Origin of the sequence: Luteolibacter luteus (assembly GCF_012913485.1) — a bacterium.
In the GTDB taxonomy this organism is placed as follows: Bacteria; Verrucomicrobiota; Verrucomicrobiia; order Verrucomicrobiales; family Akkermansiaceae; genus Haloferula; species Haloferula lutea.
This window is the reverse complement of sequence record NZ_CP051774.1, coordinates 3,940,926-3,958,009: the sequence shown is the minus strand read 5'-3', so window position 1 is coordinate 3,958,009 and position 17,084 is coordinate 3,940,926. Positions and strand designations below refer to the sequence as shown.

Sequence of the window (17,084 nt, the reverse complement as noted above, 5' to 3'; positions counted from 1 at the left end):
CACTCGTGAGGCCTACCATATTCCTCGCCGCATCCTGCGGTCTCTTGATCTGCTCCTGCCAGGAACAGATCTCCCCCGTTCCCCCCAGCACTCCCGCTCCGCCCAATAAGCCCAAACCTGCGGCGGCAGTGGCTGCAAAGCCAACCACTCCGGCTTCCGCTCCCGCCCCGAAAACCGGCAAGCTGACGGTTATGCCGCTCGAAACCTTCTTCCCGAAGCAGCAATCCGGCAGCGTTCTCGTTTTTGACGCCCGCCCCGGCTTTGTCTCTGCCTTCGGCAAGATCCCGGGTGCCATCTCTTGGCCGCGGGGCGACTTCGAAAAACACCTTTCCGACCACGAACCCCAGATCCGCGAGGCAAAGACCTCCGGAAAAACCGTGGTGATCTATTGCACCGACCTCGCCTGCCCGGACGCCCGGGCCGTGGCGGAGAAGCTGGTCGCGCGCGGCCACGATATCTCGATTCTCGAAGGCGGCTACGCGACTTGGAAGGAAGCGGGCATGCCTACCGAGTGAAACCTTGAAATCCGGAGCCGCTTGGCCGTGTATCGATGAGCCGACCGATATTCACGATATGCAAAAAACCTCTCGTTCCCTGGTCCTGGCGCTTGCCTGCGCAGGAGCCGCCTCCATCGCCTTCATGACCCAAAGCCCCGGCGAGCCCGCCAAGGCTGGCGAAACGGCAAAGAAGAAGATCGTTTTCGTGGCCGGTCGCGCCAGCCATGGCCCGGGTGAGCATGAGCACCGCGCCGGCTGCATGCTGCTGGCTGACCAGATCAACAAGAGCGGCCTGCCAGTGGAGGCCGTGGTCGTCACCGATGGCTGGCCGCAGGACGAGAGCGTCTTCGATGGAGCGGCCGCAGTGGTGATGTATGCGGATGGCGGCGGGGGTCACCCGGCCATGCAGCATCTCGCCAAGCTGAAGGAAATCGCGAACACGGGCGCCGGCATCGGCTGTATCCATTATGCTGTGGAAGTGCCCAAGGGCGAAGGCGGCCAGACCTTCCTCGACCTGATCGGCGGCTACTTCGAGACCGATTGGTCCGTGAACCCGCACTGGGATGGAAATTTCAAGCCCGCCAAGCACGAGATCAGCCGCGGTATCGATAACTTCAAGATCCGGGACGAGTGGTACTACCACATGCGTTTCCAAGACAAGATGAAGGGCGTAACCCCCATCCTCACCGACCTGCCGCCGAAGGACTCCCTCAGTCGTCCGGACGGTGCCCATGAGGGGAATCCGGAAGTTCGTGCCGCAGTGCTGGAGCGCAAGGAACCCCAGCACGTGATGTGGGCCTACGAGCGCACTCCGGAGTTCGGCAAGGGCCGCGCCTTCGGCTTCACCGGAGGGCATTTCCACAAGAACTGGCAGCATGACGACCACCGCGGCATCGTGTTGAACGCCATCGCGTGGATCGCCAATGTCGAGGTTCCGGCCAAGGGAGTGGCGTCGAAAACCCCGACGGAAGATGAAATGAAGGCGAATCTGGACAAAAAGTAGTCCTCCTCGGCCCCGATTACGCTCCTGCCACTTTCGGCGTGGCAGGAGAGGGCCCGATTGGGCAGCGGCAGTTAGCCAGATCTGCAAACTATTGGAAATAAGCACATTTCCCCTCAACCGCGGATCGAACTCTTGAAGACTTGGCACGCGGCACGGGAGGGCTAGGCTACCGCCCCCCGCCCTGCCGCATGCCGCTCGATTCACTCAGCCACCGTCTCCTTGGTTCCGTCTCGCGGGACTTCTTCCGGCCGCTTTCGCGGCCCTCGGCGGCGCTCTATATCGACTGCGCGGACCAGATCGCAGATGCCGCTGGCGATGCGGGCCGGATCCAGCAAGCGGAGGCCGTTGCCCTCGTCCGCGACACCCTCTCCTCGCATCCCGACATCCAGCTCGCCGATGACGAAGGCGGCTCCCTGAGGGATGCGCGACAAAAGGCGGGACAGATTTTCAATCGCCTCTGCGATGCCGGCTGGCTCGAAGACCAGCAGCTTGGCCTGCACGAACGCTGGGCCCTCGTTTCGCCCGGACTCCGTCCGCTGCTGCGCCTGCTGCGCGAGCTGGCGGAAGATGAAATCGCGGAGCTCACCACCTTCGCGGATACCGTGCGCGGCGTCTGCGAAACCTTGGAGCGCCCCGAGTCGCTCGAACCTCGCACCCGCACGCCGGATGAGCTCCGCGCGACGGTGACCGACTTGAACAGCCGGCTCGAGAACGCGGTGATCCAGCTTCATGGCGTCGAAAAGCTGATCTCGGTCTTCGACCAGCGCCAGCGGGCCAGTGAATCTCCCGCGGAGACGCTGCGCTTGCTCTATGCGGAGTTCGGCTCGGGCCAGCACATGGTCTGCTACGATGCCCTTCGTAGAAACGGCCTGCTACCTCGCCTGCAAGCAGCCCGCACCAAGGTGGCCGACCTGCGCGACCAGCCAATGGTGAAGGAGCGTCTGGCCGAGGGGCTTTCCACCCACTACGGCTGGTCATCCGAGGAGTCCTACCTGCGGGCCGAAAGGGCGTTGCGCGATCTCGAGCGGCGCCTCGCATCGATCCGCCTCGTCGCCGATGCCATCGATGCCCGCATGGCAGGCTTCAACCGCCTTTCCCAGCAGCGCTACAATTACCAAACCGAGCTGCGCGGCCGCCGTCCTGAAATCGTGAAGTCGTATTGCGATGCGATCAATGCGGCTCACATGGGCGCGAAGCTCGGCTCAATGCGGGATGCAGCACCTGATTTCGCACCCTTGGTTCCGGAGATGCGCTGCTTCTACGGCGTCGAGTCCTTGGCACGGGTCCGCCGCCTTCGCGCTGCCGCCGATCTCTCCTTCGATCTTGATGACGATGCGGCGGATGACGAGGAAGACACCCTCGCAGCCCTTCGCGAACGCCAGCGTCTGGCGCTCACACCGCAGCGGGCAGCCCGTCTGGTTGCCCGGCTCATGGATGAGGTCGCCGCTGTGGCAGGAACGGACACTGTCGAATCAGCGTCGATCGATGATCTCCTCGATCTCCTCGCCACCGCCGCCTATGACCACGCTACCATGGCAGATGGCCGCGTGGTGCGTTGGACCGTGGATGGCCCGCGCCGTGAACAAGGCATGGAGCCGGACACGATCCCTCAGGACGAACAGTGCGGCTGGAACATCGAGCGCTTCACCATCACCCGCCAAGCATGAACGATCACGATCCCCATTGGCCACGCTTCTGGCCGGATGTTCCCGATTCCGACCGGGCACCGATGCGCGAGATCCTCGCCGAGCTCTTGAGCCGGGGCACCTTGCTTGGCACGGAGGGCAGCGGCAGGGACCTGTTCCTCCTCGCGCGGGATCATTACCAGAATCACATCACGGATTACCTCGCACCACTCGGCCTGGAGCTCATCGTGGATGACGATTTCTACCTGCTTCAGGCACGCCCACGCCCGGAAGCCTGCCTCCTGCTTGCACAGTTCACGAAGGACGAGACGCTTCTCCTTCTCGTACTCTGGCGCACCTGGGATGACCACCGGAACACCCAGGCCGCCCAAGCGGTGGTCATCACCGTCGACGACCTCTGGCAGCGCTTTAAGGCAACCTTCGAGAACATCGAGCCGCCTGAAAAGACTCACCTCGAGCAATTGCTGGCACGCATGAAGCGGCATCGCCTGATCCGCACGCATAAGACCGATCCGAATGCGCCGGTAGGCGAAATGCTGATCGAGATCCTGCCCAGCCTCGCGCGGACGATCCCTTTCGATTCCATCGAAGCTTGGAACGCCCGCGTCGCGCTTTATCAGCCCGCCCCCGCCGAGACTCCCGCTTAAGCCATTTTGTTATCCATGCGCGTTCACCTCAGCCGCATCATCGCCATCAATTGGTACGGTTACCGGGACTTCATCGATGTCTCCGGCCTGACGCTTATCACCGGTGCCAATGGCTCGGGAAAGAGCGCCCTCCTCGACCTGCTGCAGTTCGTGATGCTCGGCGAATCGCTGAGCCGCTTCAACAAGGCTGCTGCCGGTGCAGGCAGCGGACGCACGCTGCGTGGATACTGCCTTTGCGACACCAATACGGTCGGCAAGGACGGCCAGGAGCGCTTCCTGCGCCCCAGCGGCGTGACCTTGGCCGCGCTCGAGTTCGTCTGGCCTGCCGGTTCGGATGGCTCCGAGCCACGCCACGAAACATGGGGTGCCCGCATCGAATACGAAGGCCCCACAGCAAAGCCTCGCACACTCTGGTTCTGTGTGCCCGGCCGCCTTCAGAAGGACGATTTCCTTGCCCCGCAGTTGCTGGATGACGGCCTCTCCTTCCTCTCCGAGGATGAGTTCCGCGTCCACGTGAAGCGCGATCTGGAGGGCGATGTCTGGGATCGTCAGGCGACCTATCTGGAGGAGATGGCCTCGCGAAACCACCTCGGCTTCGACCGCGTCCAGATGAACAAGACGCTCCCGAACTCGATGGCCTTCCAGCCGGTCGAGAGCTTCGAGAAGTTCATCCGCGAATACCTGCTGGAGCCCGGCCTCCCCGATGTCAAGGCGGTGCGCGCCAGCGTGGATGCCCACCGTCGCGCGAAAGACCGGCTCGATACGATGCACGACCAGCACCAGCGTTTGGTGCGCATCTGCGAGCAGCACGCCACCTACCTTGAGACCAAGCGCGAGGCCGCCCTCTTCGGCCACTTGCGGGATGCGCTGGTCCACGAGGAAAAGAAGGAGGCTCTCGAAGCACGACGAGCGAAGATCGAGCAACTCCGCCAGCAGAACGAGGAGCAGCGCGCGGATCACGACGCCGCCATCACCGAGAGGAATGACCTCGAACAACAGCTTGCCTCGGTCCGTCTCGTCGCGGGCAATGACTCGCAGATCGCCCACCTCGCGCAGAATCGCTCGCGCTTCGATGAAGTGCAGAAGGAGATCGAACAGCTCCGCGAGGCATCGAAGACCGCTCGGCAATATCTTCACGACCGCACCCAGCACTGGAAGCAGTGGCTGAAGCACGCAGGGGAACTCGGCATCGAGGAACCGGACCGTGCCGCCAGCTGGCTGAAGGAAATGCAGGGAGCCGACGAAGCACCCGCACTCGATGCGGCCACGCGGATGGCGCGGATCTATCACGAACTCGCCAGCGAGGGTGACGACCAGCTGCGCCCGATCGAGGAACGCATCAAGGAACTGGAAGCCCGTGAATCCCGCCTGAAGCGCGAGATCGATGACCTCGTGCACAAGGGCAGCACCGCCGCATCGCCACTGTTGGATGCGCTGCGCTCACGCGGACAGAAGGCAGTGGCACTCGGTCGGGTGATCGAGGTGAAGCCCGAAGCCGAACCGTGGTGGCCGCTCTTGGAAACCCTGCTTGGCCCGAACCGCCAAGCCGTGCTGCCGGAAGATTTCACCGCCGCATGGGACCAAGCCCAGCGGCTGGGCCACATCGATGAGCCACTCGTCGATCCATCCGAGGTTTCTGCGGGCAAGGCGAAGAAAGGCAGTGTCGCCGAGTTCTTCGAAACCAGCCACGGCACCGCGAAGGCTTACCTGGAACAGCTTTATGGGGATCTCGTGGCGGTCGACAAAGCCAAGCAACTCGACAAGCACCCGCGCGCGCTCTCCAAGGACGGTTGGCTGAAAGACCCACCGCTCCGTCTCCACCTCACACCATCGAAAGAATTCACGATCGGCGAGGAAGGACTCCGCCGCCTGAGAACGCTCCGCGAAGAAGAACTCGAAGTCGTGGGCGAGGAGCTCACGAAGCTCAACCGTTCCCGGGACGATTGGAAGATGTGGCTTCATCGCGGCAAGCAGTGGAATCTCGATCAAGCCGATCCGCCTGCGGGCACTTCCGGCCTGCGCGACTTGCCACGACTCAAGAAAGAGTCGCAGCAGCTCGATGAAACCATCCGTCTGCTCGCCACTCCCGAGCGCGAGGCGACGGTCGAAAAGCTGCGAGTGCTCGACAAGACCTTCCAAGGCGTGATCGAACGCATCGGCCGGTTGGCAGGTTCCCTCTCGAAGTTCGAGCAGCAGGAGCGCGAGCAACTCGACGCCATCGCCAGCGCCACCGAGGAGGAAGAAACAGCACTTCAGGAGCGTCGGATCAGCCGCGAGAAGGTTTCACACATCCGCGATACGGAGATCGCCAGCAACATCGAGTCGGTTCTCGAACAGTTTGCCAAGTGGTCGCAGCGCATCGAGGCCGTGGGCGAGGTCGCCCGCACCCGCCGCAGCGATTCGGAGAAAGCACGAGATCACCGGGACATCGAACGCCGAGCCCTTGCGGAGAAGCATCCGGACACGGCCGAGTTCTTCGATCCTGCCGACGACGAGAACACCCGCTACGACAACCGCCGCCGCGAGCTGGAAGAGCACGAGCTCGAGCGCTACCGCGTGGAAGCCGAGGACGCCCAGCGCCAGTGGGAAGATCGCCTCCAGCACCAGGTGCTCGATGTTCTCAAGGAGAAGCTCGATGAAGCCGAGCGCACCAAGAAGGAGCTGAACAAGGCCATGGACCACGTCATCGGCGGCATGCGCTATCAACTCTCCATGCGCGCCGACCGCACCCACAGCGCCATCTGGACGCTGGTGGACAAGGGCCTGAATCCCTCCCTCGAACTCTTCGCCGCAGGCGGCAAGGAAGACATCGAGAAAGCGAAACAGGCATTGATGCTGGCGATCGAGAACGCGGAAGACCCGCGCCACCAGAAAGCGCTCGATTACCGCTACTATCACCACTGGGACATCCAGGCCACGCCCGCAGGCAAGGGCGAAGGCTCCGCGATCTCCCTCAACAAGAGCGCGAAGAAACAGAGCGGCGGCGAAAACCAGGCACCCTTCTTCGTCGCGATGCTCGCCGCCTTCCAGCGCGTCTATGACCTTGGCCGGAAAGACCTGCGCCGGAACCTCGGCCTCGTCGTGATGGATGAAGCCTTCTCGAAGCTCTCCGGTGACCGCATCGATGCCTGTCTCGCCCTCGCGCGGAACTTCGGCCTCCAACTCGTCATGGCCTTCCCGGAAGACCGCCTGCCCACGATGATCCAGCACGCGCAGACCGTCGTTCAGGCCCGCGTCGAGCGGACTTACGAGGAGAAAACCGGCAACGTCACCGGCATCCGCAACTGGTGCGCCAGGGTCGACCGCAAGCGCCTGATCGAAGCGCTCTCATGAAGCACCCCGTCTGGCTTGCCGAGCTTCACCGCCAGTGGTTCGCCGCCCGCGGCAAGAAGCTCGGCTCCCGGACCAAAGCCTACACCCGGTACTGGGATGACCTGCTCTTCACGGCAGGCGTCCGGTCAGCAGAAGACATCGCGACCGCAGGGCGGGAGGCAGAGAAGCTGGAGCGAGAAGGAATCGTCCTTCTCAAGCGCCATAGCTATCGCCGCTACCTGATCGAACGGATCGAGCTTCCTCTGGGCTCGGAGCCGTGGCTGCGAGCGCTCTTCGAAAGCCCCCATCCTGAACTCTTGCGGCAGACTAGTCTACGCGCCGTCCATTTCTTCCTGTCCCGCACCCACCCCAAGTATCCTGAAGTTTGGTCGGCGTGGCTGCTCTCCATCGCCAAGGATTTCAGCGAAGGGCGCAACGCACGACCTCTCCTGTGGAGACACCCGGATCTGGTTTCGGAGCTACTCCGCAATGTGGAGGAAATCACCTCCAGGACTTGGCAAAGCGACACCCTCATCCGTGAAGGAAGCGTGGCACTGGGTTTCGAGTCGAAGGAATTGGAGAAGGCCCAACGCCCCTTGGAAGCGTGCCTCACCGCGATGTTCGGCAGCCCGATGACCCTCGGCATGTTCGGCTTCCAAGGTCCTGGCGGAAAGGTCGAGCTCGCAGGCGAACTCACGCTGCACTTCGAAGATGGAAGCCAAGCGACAGTCGAAGGTCTGCACGGGGTCTTCCATCTCACCTCGGATCTCGACCGCGCGGTCAAGGTGACCACTCCAGCCAAAAGGGTGCTCACCGTGGAGAACTCCAAGACCACGCTTCGCCGGATCGCCTCGCTCAACGAGGACCGCGAAACCTTGATCGCAGCCTGTGCATTCCCCAGCCGCGGGCTCATCCGCCTCTTCAAACTCCTCCCGGCCGAGTTACCCGTATTTCATTTCGGCGATACCGATCCGGCAGGCTTCCACATTCTTTCAAGGCTGCGGAGAGCCACCGGCAGGGAGGTGACACCGTTCCTGATGAAGCGGAGACTTCGGAACCACCCGCTGGATCTGAGCGACTATGATCGCTCGATTCTTCCCCGCTTGCTTGGCGATCCGATGCTCGCGGATGTCCGGCCACACTTGGAAGAGATCGCTACCACCGGGGACAAGGGGGACTTCGAACAAGAGTCGCTCGGCAGACCGGAACTTCCTTGCTGGCCTTTCTACCGCCGACAGGAACACGATTGCCTCCCGCCCCTCGCTTGTGATTGCATGATCCCTGATGAGTGATGGTGAACCGGAAGAATGGGAAGTGCCTCCACAAGGAGAGCAGCTCCCGATTGCCCCGGAAGATCAGGATCGCTTCCGCGGGTTCTTAACTGAAATCGCTTTCAGTTTGGCCGGCACGCTCATTCTGGGATGCTCCTCTTTCATCCTCGGCGAGCTGAAACCCCGATGGACCTGGTCGACCTCGTCTCCCCTGTGGGAGCGGGCCTTCTACCAATGGCTCCCAGCTCTCCTGCTGCTTCTGGCCTTTGCCTGCTTGGTCTGGCTCATCACCATCCCGCTGCGGATGGCGAGCCAGGAAAAAAGGTGACGGGACTGTCACCCCAAGATGCGACTGACTGTCGCTGCCGGATCCGGGGATGATCGGGAGGCTGGTGCCATGCAGGCATCACGCCCCAAACCCGCTCCCCATGAAAAAAATCCTCCTGGCGGCCGCCGCGAGCGGCCTGCTCGCCCCTCTCTTGCCTGCCGCAACCATCACCTGGCAAACACCCTCTGCGATCACCGGCGCATCCGATGTCTCGACACAGGGCACCTATGTCGGCTCATGGGCACCGAACCATGCCGATGCCCCGAATTTCCCGGTGAATGGCGTGAGCTTCCAGGGCTTTTCCGACCTGCCCGGCCTGAACAATACTCTCGACGATGGCGGCGGCTACTTCGGCGGTCAGAACACGGCCGACTCGAACTACAACACCCTGCTTTCGTACGGTCGCTACGTGTATAGCGACGAAAGCCGCTCCGTTTCCTGGGGCGGCATGACCGCAGGGCAGTCCTACCTCGTCCAGATCTGGATCTCCGATCCCCGCAACATCGGGCAGACGCGCTGGGCGAACCTGAGCGGGGACGGCGATGTCTCCCCGAATGTCTACTACCCTGCGGATGGCACGGGAGTGGGCAGCTACATCATCGGAACCTTTGTCGCCGATGCTTCCGGCAACCAGACGATCACCATCGACCCTTCGTCCCTCGTGGAGGGCGTGCCAGGCGGTGGAAGCGCCCAGATCAACCTGATGCAAGTGCGCCTGATCCCCGAGCCCGCATCCCTGGGCTTGGCCGGATTGGGAATGATGAGTTGCCTCTTGCGCAGGCGCCGCCACTGAGATCGGCGGCAACCCTTCCAAAAACAAAAACGGCCGGGATTGCTCCCGGCCGTTTTGTTGATTCGTAGAACCGCACGGCGGACCGTGCGGACCACCGCTTAGCCGATGACTTCCGGCCACTCGGTGTGGAAGAACTCGCCGCGCGGCTTGTCGGTGCGTTCGTAGGTGTGGGCACCGAAGAAGTCGCGCTGGGCCTGCAGCAGGTTCGCTGGCAGCACGGCGCTACGATAACTATCGTAGTAACCAAGCGATGCCGAGAAAGCGGGCACCGGGATACCGGCAAGCGTCGCGATCGACACCACTTCACGCCAGTTTTCCTGGAACTCGTTGAGCAGATCCGTGAAGTATGGGGCCAGCATCAGGTTGCTCAGCTCCGGATTCTTGCGGTAGGCATCCGTGATGTCGTTCAGGAAACGCGCGCGGATGATGCAACCGCCACGCCAGATGGCGGCGATCTTGCCGAGGTCGAGACCCCAGTTCTTCTCCTTGCCCATGGTTGCGATCAGGTCGAGGCCCTGCGCGTAGGAGATGATCTTCGAAGCGAAGAGCGCGTCGTGCACCTTCTTCACCAGCTTCTTCTTCTTTTCGTCGATCTTCGGCTTCGGCCCTTCCAGAACCTTGCTGGCTTCGACGCGCTTGTCCTTCATCGAGGAAAGGATGCGGGCCTCCACCGCGGCATTGATGGTGGAGATCACCACGGCGTTTTCCACCGCGTTCATGATCGTCCACTTGCCGGTGCCCTTCTGGCCGGCAGTGTCGAGGATGTAGTCCACGAGTGCCTTGCCGGTTTCCGGATCCTGCTGGGCGAAGATCTTCGAGGTGATCTGGATGAGGTAGCTCTCGAGGTCACCTTCATTCCACTCGGTGAAGACTTCGGCGAGTTCCTCGGCATCGAAGCCAGCGGCCTTGAAGATATTGTAGGCTTCGCAGATCAACTGCATGTCGCCGTACTCGATGCCATTGTGAATCATCTTCACATAGTGACCGGCACCGCCCGGGCCGATGTGCGTCACACAGGGCTCACCGTCCACCTTGGCGGCGATGCTTTCAAAGATCGGCTTCATCACATCCCAGGTGGAAGCAGGGCCGCCCGGCATGATCGAAGGACCCTTGCGCGCGCCTTCTTCACCACCGGACACGCCGGCACCGATGAAGCGGAAGCCAAGATCGCCGAGCCACTTGTCGCGGCGCTCGGTGTCCGTGTAGAGCGAGTTGCCGCCGTCGATGATGATGTCGCCCTTGTCGAGAAGCGGGATGAGTTGCTCGATCACGGCATCCACCGGACCACCGGCCTTCACCATGATCATGACCTTGCGTGGAGCGGCAAGGGATTGGACAAACTCCTCGAGGCTCTTTGCACCGACCAGCTTCTTGTCGGGATGAGCAGACACGAACTCCTCGGTGACAGAGGTGGTGCGGTTGTAAACGGACACCTGGAATCCGCGGGATTCCACGTTGAGGACGAGGTTCTGGCCCATGACGGCCAGGCCGATGAGGCCGAAATCGCTGTTACTCATGATCTTGAAACGGTTCGGGAAACGGCGGGGGTGTAAGGAAGTCACGCCATCGGTGCAACCCCTTGTTGCCATGATGCCATGCATTCCCCACATTCGCGCCGTGAATCTCCCCAATGCGATTACCGTCTCCCGCCTGATCCTGACGGCGATTTTCGTCATTGCGGTGGGTTTTCCGACCACCACCGGCTTCGCTATCGCACTCGTTACTTTCTCAGTAGCAGCGGCAACCGACTGGCTGGACGGCTATCTCGCCCGGAAGCTCGGGCTCGTCACTCCACTTGGAAAACTGCTCGATCCCCTCGCGGACAAGATCCTCGTGTGCGCGGCCTTCGTGTATTTTTCCGCCCAGCCTGTGACTGGCTACCACGCACCCGTCTGGGTTACCTGTGTGATCATCGCCCGCGAGTTCCTTGTGACAGGATTGCGACAGATCGCAGTGGAAGCGGGACAAGTCCTCGCCGCGGACAACCTGGGCAAATGGAAGACCACCTTCCAGCTCACCTTCTGCATCACCGGTCTCGTCTGGCTGACCTTCGCTTCCATGGCCAATCCCGGAGCACTCGGAGGCCTCCTCAAAACCCTCGCGACTCCTGGAAGCTGGCTGATGCAAATCTCCCTCTGGGCCGCCGTGGCACTTACCCTCATCTCAGGCGCCAACTACGTTTGGAGTAGTAGGAAGCTGCTGGTGGGACGGTGAATAAAGGCCGATCCTACGCCCCTGTGCGTGTAATATCGATGGGCAGATCCGCGGGATGAATCTTCTGACTCTCTCGGAAATGAAGATCCACCCGAGTCACCGCATGGAGCAAGTGCCTAGGAATCGCATCGATCCCAATTGCGTCCCCACTCTCAGGCGCTCGCGCCAAGACGTAGCACACCTCTCTTGGGACCTCCAATCGAATAGGTAAAACGGACAAGCCTTGGAGGAGATCAGAAAATCCGCATCGGGAAAATACCCCATGGCCTCCTTGATCAAGAGAGAGATCGAGTCCTGCAACTCGACACTCTCAAAGGCCTCCGCGGGGACAGGCCCATATCCTCCAGTTGAGAACACTGCCAGCTTTCCGCCAGAATCCGCAGCAAACCAATCGAACTCCAAGCCTTCCAAGCAATCCTCTCTCATTTCCGAATCCCCAAAAAAGGATCTCACTCTTCCTTCTTCCCCAGCCTCTGCTTGATCTGCTCAAGCACCGAATCAAACGCGAGCCCTTCCGCATCCGGCGTGCGGCTCGACGAAACGAAGCGCGGCACGATCCCCGGGGGCACTCCAAGCCGTTGATCCAGCCGCTGCGGATCCACATCCGGATGCAAGTCCGCACGATGGTACTGAATCGCCAATCCCACCGAATGCAGATCGTAGCCGTTCCGCTTCGTGTTATCCGAAAGCCTCAAGAGACTATCCCACGTCGCTTGGAACTTCGCCGGATCCACATCCACCACGAAGATGATTCCGGCCACGGAGCGCAGTAGCAACTCCTCCGCGGCATTGTACTCCACGTCCCCGCTTAGGGAGTGAACGGCGACATTCAAAAAGCGCCCGTCCGGCAAGGTGTGCGGCTCCGTCCACTCCACTCGCTGCACCCGGATCGAGCCCACGGGATGCTCGCGCACGGTGGCCGATCCACGGCGGGCGGCAATCGCCCGCAGGATGGCCAGCTTCCCGGTATCGGCCGCCCCGGTCAGGGCGACCTTTACCGATACCTGACGTCCATCTTGCTCCACCGTCATGCGGAGTGCGGCGCAAGCGTGGAAATCAGAGCCTGCCCAGTTCGCGGGCCACGATCATCAGCGTCTCACGGACACCGGGAGCGAAGGTGCCGTCATTCTGGACCGCCAAGAGCACGTTGCTCTCGCGGATGAACTCGATCGGCACCGAGCCACAGTAAAGCTTCACCTGTCCGGCACCGAAGCCAAGTCCGGCGACAACACGCTTCAGCGCATCGATCGTGCCGCTGTCCTGCGCGGCCACCCGGGCCACGTGGCGGATGCCGGGAAGGGCACGCGCACGCTGGAGGATCTCGTCAGCACTCAGTTCGCGATCCACGCCGAAGATCGCGCGCAGCTCAAGCTGGCGGATCGAGCGGGAATCCGACTCGTAGGACTCCGGTTCGGCAGAAATCGGTGCGACCACCGGCGTCGGCGCTGGTGCCGGAGCGTGTGCCGCAGCAGCAGGCACTACCGCCGGGACGGCTTGGGGAATCGGCGGTGGCTCGGATTGGGCAAAGGCAAAGGGCGAGGACGCCGGAGCGGAAGGCGAGGACGCCGCAGCAAAGGGAGAGGTGGCTGCTGCCGGTGCCTCGAATGGGGAAGCCCCACCCGCTTCCGGAGCGAAAGGAGAACGAGCCTCGGACGAAGGCATTTCACCGGCCGCCGGACGACGCTCGGGAAGCTTCACCGGGCGGTTCGGATCCGCAGCAAGACGGGGCGGATTGTCTTCGCGCAGGGAGGCGAAAGGAGACTCCGGCTCGGAAACCACCGCAAAGGGGCTGGACGCAGCTCCTTCATCGGCCACGGCGAAGGGACTTTTGGCGGGAGGGGCAGGTGCAAAGCCTTCCTGGGGTTCGAAAATGCCGCGGCTGCTGTTCATGGAGTCAAACTTTTGTTAGAGGGGTTGGGAAAATCCGACACGTGATTAACTTCACGAATGCGGAAAGTCGAGCCCCCAAATCGCGTGTAGCGCTGGGAACGAAGGCATTCCCGCCGAAATCCGGCCTCACGATCCCCCTGAATCTCAATCGAATCCCGCGGAACTCCGGGACACACCATCGCCCGGATCGGAAAACAGGGTCAGGCCAAACCGATCGATTTCAGGAAATCCGCAGCGCGGTATTCCGGGCCAACTCCTTCCAGAAGAATGGCGCTGCCCTCGGAGTTCTTCGTCCGCAACGGCAAGATCGCTTGATAGGCAGGCGAATGATACCAACCGCGGGCCATTTCCATGTCCGGAAACTCGATCAGCACCAGATGTCCCGGCCACTCCCCTTCGATGACCTCCGGCGTCTTGCCATGACTCAGGAAGCGTCCCTTGAATGGAGGGAGCGTCTCATCAATGCGGCGGAGATAATCGATGATCTCCTCGCCCATCTGGACGGAGCGAAGGTGTGCAGCAGCGTAGGCAGGCATCGTTTGAGAAGTGACAGTTTGGAAGAAGACGGCTGGCGGTGGGATCCCTTGGCAGTATTCCAAGCGATTCTTCGAACCCCATCGAGCGGCATCTCCACTTTCAGCCCCCGAAGAAATCAAAGGGGTTCTTCTTCTTGGAGGGAGGCGGCGGAGCTGCCGCTTGCGGAGCTGGCACCACCCTTGGCACCGTATCTCCCGAAGCGCCGTACTGGATCATATGGTCGTACCATCCGCACACCTCGTCCTCCTCCCCGTTCGTCAGGCGCTTGAAGACCCTGCTCCACGGATAGCCGGTGTAGCCGGAGCCTATTGCCAGCGCAGGCATTCCGCTCGCGAGTCCCCATTGGCCACCATGATTGCGGCGATACGTCTCTCCGAGGTAGCTGCCGAAAATCATCGCAAACTCCTCGATGTCATCCTGGCTCGGCTTCTCCGTCGCCATGCTCGCATGGAGCAAGGTGAGCACCGCCTCGATGTCTTCCACCGACTTGTCCGAGTAATCGAGCGACTTCTCGAATTTCTGCTTCAGGAACGCCACGCATCCTTCCGCGGCTTGTTCCGCCACCTGTTGGAGCTGCGGGTCGGCAATGAAGTCATCATTGGACATGCCCAAGCCCTCCGAAAAATCGCCTGAAAGGTCAAGAAGGCCGCTCTGAAGACGGCGTTAGGAACCCTCGTCCTTCTTCATCACCGGCTTCTTGCGCGCGGGGACCTCAATCTTCCCCGCGATCTCCGGAAAAATCTGCTCCAGTTGGGCCTTCGGGATCCCGGCGGCATCCACAAACACCCACTTTTTGCCCTCATCTTCGGAAATACCCAGCAGATGGGATTCCTGCTCCAGCGTTCCGCCGGGAACCTTCATCAGCAAGGTCTGAGGGATCAACCCCACCATCCAACCATCGATCTTCTCCACCTTGCCAGGCTCGCCAACGGTCACCTTTTCAATGGCGACACCCTGAGCCTTCATTTGCTCCATGCCCTGCTTGAGGGTGGCGGTCATCTTCTCCTTGCCCCCCATCCCGTCGACGATCCGCTTGTGGGAGAAGACGATGAAGGCATCGTAGTCGGGGACCAAAAGGGCCTTCGCACATTTCTCGGCCTCCTGCTTCATGGTGGCGGAAGCCTCATCCGCAAATGCGAATGCAGGGATGAGAGCAGCGAGGAGGGTCAGGAAGAGACGTTTCATCGGGAGTTTAAGGTATCCCCATAACGCCTCATAAAGGCCCTGCCAGCAACTCCATATCGCCAGCAGGGACGGATTCGTCACCCTTCTTCCACCAGCCTCCGGAGCTTGCGGCGCAGGCTGATCTTCGTGGCGGGAGAAACCCGGTCGGTGAAAAGCACGCCGTTCAGATGATCCGTCTCGTGCTGGATCGCACGGGCCAGAAGTCCATCGGTCTCGATCACCAGCACCGAGCCGTCGAGTTGCGGCAGGGTCGCCTTGAGCGAGCTCGGTCGGCTGACTTCCGCCCGGACATCATGGATGCTCAGGCAACCTTCCGTGTCGCGCTCCTTCGGACCAGTGAACTCCAGCTCGGGATTGATGAAGGTCAGCGGCATGATCGAGGCCAGCGGCGCATCCTCGCCATTCACCTTCAGGAAAGAGATGCACTCGGGATCATGGGCCACATCCACCACTGCCAGACGGATGGCCACGCCTACCTGCGGCGCGGCGAGCCCGACGCCATTGGCATCGTACATCGTCTCCAGCATGTCGGCGGCAAGAATGCGGATGGACTCATCCACCTGTTCGACGCGTTTGCAGCGCTCGCGGAGGACGGGATTACCGTATTGAACGATTTCGAGGATCATCGGGAAATACTGCCCGCTTCCTGCGGCAGGCGGATGCGGGCGGGCACGTCCCTAATGGGGATACCCGCGCGGGTCAATGCGTCCCATACCGTAAGTAGCTTCTCCAGAGGCAGCTCCTTGTCCGCCTCCAGCTCCAGCTTCCGGCCCGGGTTCTCCTTCACATAGGCCTTCAGATACGCATCGAGCAGGGCCATGTCCGCCACCAGCACCGAATCGAGCGAAACGTTGCCGGATTTGTCCACCGAGAGCTTCGAACTGGAAGCGACGACCCCCTCCGTGGGGATTTCCTTCACGGTGGGAAGCTCGATCCGCAGGATATCGCGCTTTTGCTTCTTGGTAGAGGTGACGATGAAAAAGATCAGCACCACGAAGAGGATGTCGATCATCGGCATGACCATGATCCCTCGGGAGCGGCGGACGGGACGGTCGAATTTCATGGCTTCTCAGGCACTCGGGGAAGATTCGGCTGGGAGGCGGGAACCGGAGCTCCTTCCAGGGTGCGGGCCACCTTCGCCAAGAGCATTTCGAGGCGGGAGGTCAGGACCTCGATCCTCCGGCTAAACCACCCGTGAGCCACCACAGCCGGCACTGCGATGGCGAGGCCGACGATCGTATTGTCCAAGGCGCGGGCGATTCCTCGCGCCACGATATCATGATCGGTCGTCTCACCGAGCCCTTGGAAAATCACCACCAGACCGCTCGCCGTGCCCAGCAGGCCGAAGAGCGGAGCCACGGTGATCACCGTGTCCAGAATCGTCATCCCGGAGTTGAGCTGGACGATCTCGTCCTTCGCTGAAGCCTGCACCGCCTCGGTGATATCGGCCCGGGATTTGCCGCGGTGCTCCACGGCCACGCCGCACAGACGGGCCAGCGTGCTACCTTCCCCGAAGCGGGAGATCAGGCCTTCCGCCTGGCCATTGGCGGCGCGCTGCCCCAGCTGGTCCAGATCGCGCTCGAGCTGGGCGGGAATCACCGCCTCCCGGCGCAGGGACAGCACCTTGAAAACAATGGCCGCCAGCGCCACGAAGGACGTGAGCGCCAGCGCATACATGAAGATGCCACCGTCGTGGAAGAAATCGCGGATCGCTTGGAAATTGATGGCAAGGAGCGGGACGGAAGACGGGTCTGGCATGGG

Annotated in this window: 18 protein-coding genes; 9 read left to right on the top strand and 9 right to left on the bottom strand. The window is 61.8% G+C overall.

The genetic code is table 11. The features are described 5' to 3' along the window. Positions 1-128 precede the first annotated feature (128 nt). The 8 genes from HHL09_RS16310 to HHL09_RS16275 all read left to right on the top strand — a co-directional run bounded on the left by HHL09_RS16310 (position 129) and on the right by HHL09_RS16275 (position 9,497). Positions 129-515 (top strand): rhodanese-like domain-containing protein, encoded by a 387-nt coding sequence (locus tag HHL09_RS16310; protein WP_169455686.1) that lies wholly within the window; start codon positions 129-131, stop codon positions 513-515. Between the two features lie 58 nt (positions 516-573). Beyond that, on the top strand, positions 574-1,500 hold the full coding sequence (locus HHL09_RS16305) for a ThuA domain-containing protein (RefSeq protein WP_169455685.1): 927 nt from the start codon (positions 574-576) through the stop codon (positions 1,498-1,500). Between the two features lie 188 nt (positions 1,501-1,688). Then, on the top strand, positions 1,689-3,167 hold the full coding sequence (locus HHL09_RS16300) for a Wadjet anti-phage system protein JetA family protein (RefSeq protein WP_169455684.1): 1,479 nt from the start codon (positions 1,689-1,691) through the stop codon (positions 3,165-3,167). Beyond that, complete coding sequence (locus HHL09_RS16295) at positions 3,164-3,793, top strand: DUF4194 domain-containing protein (RefSeq protein WP_169455683.1); 630 nt, start codon at positions 3,164-3,166, stop codon at positions 3,791-3,793. Before HHL09_RS16300 ends, HHL09_RS16295 begins: the two co-directional genes overlap by 4 nt. A 15-nt stretch (positions 3,794-3,808) precedes the next feature. After that, positions 3,809-7,126: an SbcC/MukB-like Walker B domain-containing protein gene (locus HHL09_RS16290; protein ID WP_169455682.1), complete on the top strand. Its 3,318-nt coding sequence runs from the start codon at positions 3,809-3,811 to the stop codon at positions 7,124-7,126. Next, positions 7,123-8,397 carry a Wadjet anti-phage system protein JetD domain-containing protein gene (locus HHL09_RS16285; protein WP_169455681.1) on the top strand — a complete coding sequence of 425 codons (1,275 nt, stop codon included), beginning with the start codon at positions 7,123-7,125 and terminating at the stop codon, positions 8,395-8,397. Before HHL09_RS16290 ends, HHL09_RS16285 begins: the two co-directional genes overlap by 4 nt. Beyond that, positions 8,390-8,704, top strand: a complete 315-nt coding sequence (locus HHL09_RS16280) for a hypothetical protein (RefSeq protein ID WP_169455680.1) — start codon at positions 8,390-8,392, stop codon at positions 8,702-8,704. Before HHL09_RS16285 ends, HHL09_RS16280 begins: the two co-directional genes overlap by 8 nt. Positions 8,705-8,804: 100 nt before the next feature. Continuing rightward, positions 8,805-9,497 carry a PEP-CTERM sorting domain-containing protein gene (locus HHL09_RS16275; protein WP_169455679.1) on the top strand — a complete coding sequence of 231 codons (693 nt, stop codon included), beginning with the start codon at positions 8,805-8,807 and terminating at the stop codon, positions 9,495-9,497. Between the two features lie 98 nt (positions 9,498-9,595). Here HHL09_RS16275 and gnd read toward each other — a convergent pair whose 3' ends face one another. Further along, positions 9,596-11,014 carry a decarboxylating NADP(+)-dependent phosphogluconate dehydrogenase gene (gene gnd / locus HHL09_RS16270; protein WP_169455678.1) on the bottom strand — a complete coding sequence of 473 codons (1,419 nt, stop codon included), beginning with the start codon at positions 11,012-11,014 and terminating at the stop codon, positions 9,596-9,598. Positions 11,015-11,114: 100 nt separating this feature from the next. Between gnd and pgsA the strand changes: the two genes are divergently transcribed. Beyond that, positions 11,115-11,711, top strand: coding sequence for a CDP-diacylglycerol--glycerol-3-phosphate 3-phosphatidyltransferase (pgsA, locus tag HHL09_RS16265; protein ID WP_205760860.1), 597 nt, complete (start codon positions 11,115-11,117; stop codon positions 11,709-11,711). Positions 11,712-12,160: 449 nt separating this feature from the next. Here the strand turns inward: pgsA and HHL09_RS16260 are convergent, their stop codons facing one another. The 8 genes from HHL09_RS16260 to HHL09_RS16225 form a co-directional block, all read right to left on the bottom strand. Next, positions 12,161-12,742: a hypothetical protein gene (locus HHL09_RS16260; protein WP_169455676.1), complete on the bottom strand. Its 582-nt coding sequence runs from the start codon at positions 12,740-12,742 to the stop codon at positions 12,161-12,163. Positions 12,743-12,767: 25 nt separating this feature from the next. Beyond that, positions 12,768-13,601 (bottom strand): hypothetical protein, encoded by an 834-nt coding sequence (locus HHL09_RS16255; protein WP_169455675.1) that lies wholly within the window; start codon positions 13,599-13,601, stop codon positions 12,768-12,770. Between the two features lie 200 nt (positions 13,602-13,801). Next, a complete protein-coding gene (locus HHL09_RS16250; RefSeq protein ID WP_169455674.1) occupies positions 13,802-14,137 on the bottom strand; it encodes a DUF1330 domain-containing protein in 336 nt (111 codons plus the stop codon). Positions 14,138-14,237: 100 nt separating this feature from the next. Further along, on the bottom strand, positions 14,238-14,744 hold the full coding sequence (locus HHL09_RS16245) for a hypothetical protein (protein WP_169455673.1): 507 nt from the start codon (positions 14,742-14,744) through the stop codon (positions 14,238-14,240). Between the two features lie 57 nt (positions 14,745-14,801). Beyond that, the gene (locus tag HHL09_RS16240) at positions 14,802-15,323 is read right to left on the bottom strand and encodes a hypothetical protein (RefSeq protein WP_169455672.1); all 522 of its coding nucleotides are present in this window, start codon (positions 15,321-15,323) and stop codon (positions 14,802-14,804) included. A 77-nt stretch (positions 15,324-15,400) separates the two neighbouring features. After that, positions 15,401-15,949, bottom strand: a complete 549-nt coding sequence (gene def / locus HHL09_RS16235) for a peptide deformylase (protein ID WP_169455671.1) — start codon at positions 15,947-15,949, stop codon at positions 15,401-15,403. After that, positions 15,946-16,386: an ExbD/TolR family protein gene (locus HHL09_RS16230; RefSeq protein WP_169455670.1), complete on the bottom strand. Its 441-nt coding sequence runs from the start codon at positions 16,384-16,386 to the stop codon at positions 15,946-15,948. The genes def and HHL09_RS16230 overlap by 4 nt, the downstream gene beginning before the upstream one ends. Next, positions 16,383-17,081, bottom strand: a complete 699-nt coding sequence (locus HHL09_RS16225; RefSeq protein WP_169455669.1) for a MotA/TolQ/ExbB proton channel family protein — start codon at positions 17,079-17,081, stop codon at positions 16,383-16,385. Before HHL09_RS16225 ends, HHL09_RS16230 begins: the two co-directional genes overlap by 4 nt. Positions 17,082-17,084 lie beyond the last annotated feature (3 nt).

Excerpts from the sequence above, each read along its gene's own strand:
- HHL09_RS16225 (WP_169455669.1), bottom strand. The coding sequence starts at position 17,081 with ATGCCAGACCCGTCTTCCGTCCCGCTCCTTGCCATCAATTTCCAAGCG.
- HHL09_RS16285 (WP_169455681.1), top strand. The coding sequence starts at position 7,123 with ATGAAGCACCCCGTCTGGCTTGCCGAGCTTCACCGCCAGTGGTTCGCC.
- HHL09_RS16260 (WP_169455676.1), bottom strand. The coding sequence starts at position 12,742 with ATGACGGTGGAGCAAGATGGACGTCAGGTATCGGTAAAGGTCGCCCTG.
- HHL09_RS16300 (WP_169455684.1), top strand. The coding sequence starts at position 1,689 with ATGCCGCTCGATTCACTCAGCCACCGTCTCCTTGGTTCCGTCTCGCGG.
- HHL09_RS16275 (WP_169455679.1), top strand. The coding sequence starts at position 8,805 with ATGAAAAAAATCCTCCTGGCGGCCGCCGCGAGCGGCCTGCTCGCCCCT.
- gnd (WP_169455678.1), bottom strand. The coding sequence starts at position 11,014 with ATGAGTAACAGCGATTTCGGCCTCATCGGCCTGGCCGTCATGGGCCAG.
- HHL09_RS16295 (WP_169455683.1), top strand. The coding sequence starts at position 3,164 with ATGAACGATCACGATCCCCATTGGCCACGCTTCTGGCCGGATGTTCCC.
- HHL09_RS16245 (WP_169455673.1), bottom strand. The coding sequence starts at position 14,744 with ATGTCCAATGATGACTTCATTGCCGACCCGCAGCTCCAACAGGTGGCG.
- HHL09_RS16290 (WP_169455682.1), top strand. The coding sequence starts at position 3,809 with ATGCGCGTTCACCTCAGCCGCATCATCGCCATCAATTGGTACGGTTAC.
- HHL09_RS16280 (WP_169455680.1), top strand. The coding sequence starts at position 8,390 with ATGAGTGATGGTGAACCGGAAGAATGGGAAGTGCCTCCACAAGGAGAG.
- HHL09_RS16230 (WP_169455670.1), bottom strand. The coding sequence starts at position 16,386 with ATGAAATTCGACCGTCCCGTCCGCCGCTCCCGAGGGATCATGGTCATG.
- HHL09_RS16305 (WP_169455685.1), top strand. The coding sequence starts at position 574 with ATGCAAAAAACCTCTCGTTCCCTGGTCCTGGCGCTTGCCTGCGCAGGA.
- HHL09_RS16255 (WP_169455675.1), bottom strand. The coding sequence starts at position 13,601 with ATGAACAGCAGCCGCGGCATTTTCGAACCCCAGGAAGGCTTTGCACCT.
- HHL09_RS16250 (WP_169455674.1), bottom strand. The coding sequence starts at position 14,137 with ATGCCTGCCTACGCTGCTGCACACCTTCGCTCCGTCCAGATGGGCGAG.
- def (WP_169455671.1), bottom strand. The coding sequence starts at position 15,949 with ATGATCCTCGAAATCGTTCAATACGGTAATCCCGTCCTCCGCGAGCGC.
- HHL09_RS16240 (WP_169455672.1), bottom strand. The coding sequence starts at position 15,323 with ATGAAACGTCTCTTCCTGACCCTCCTCGCTGCTCTCATCCCTGCATTC.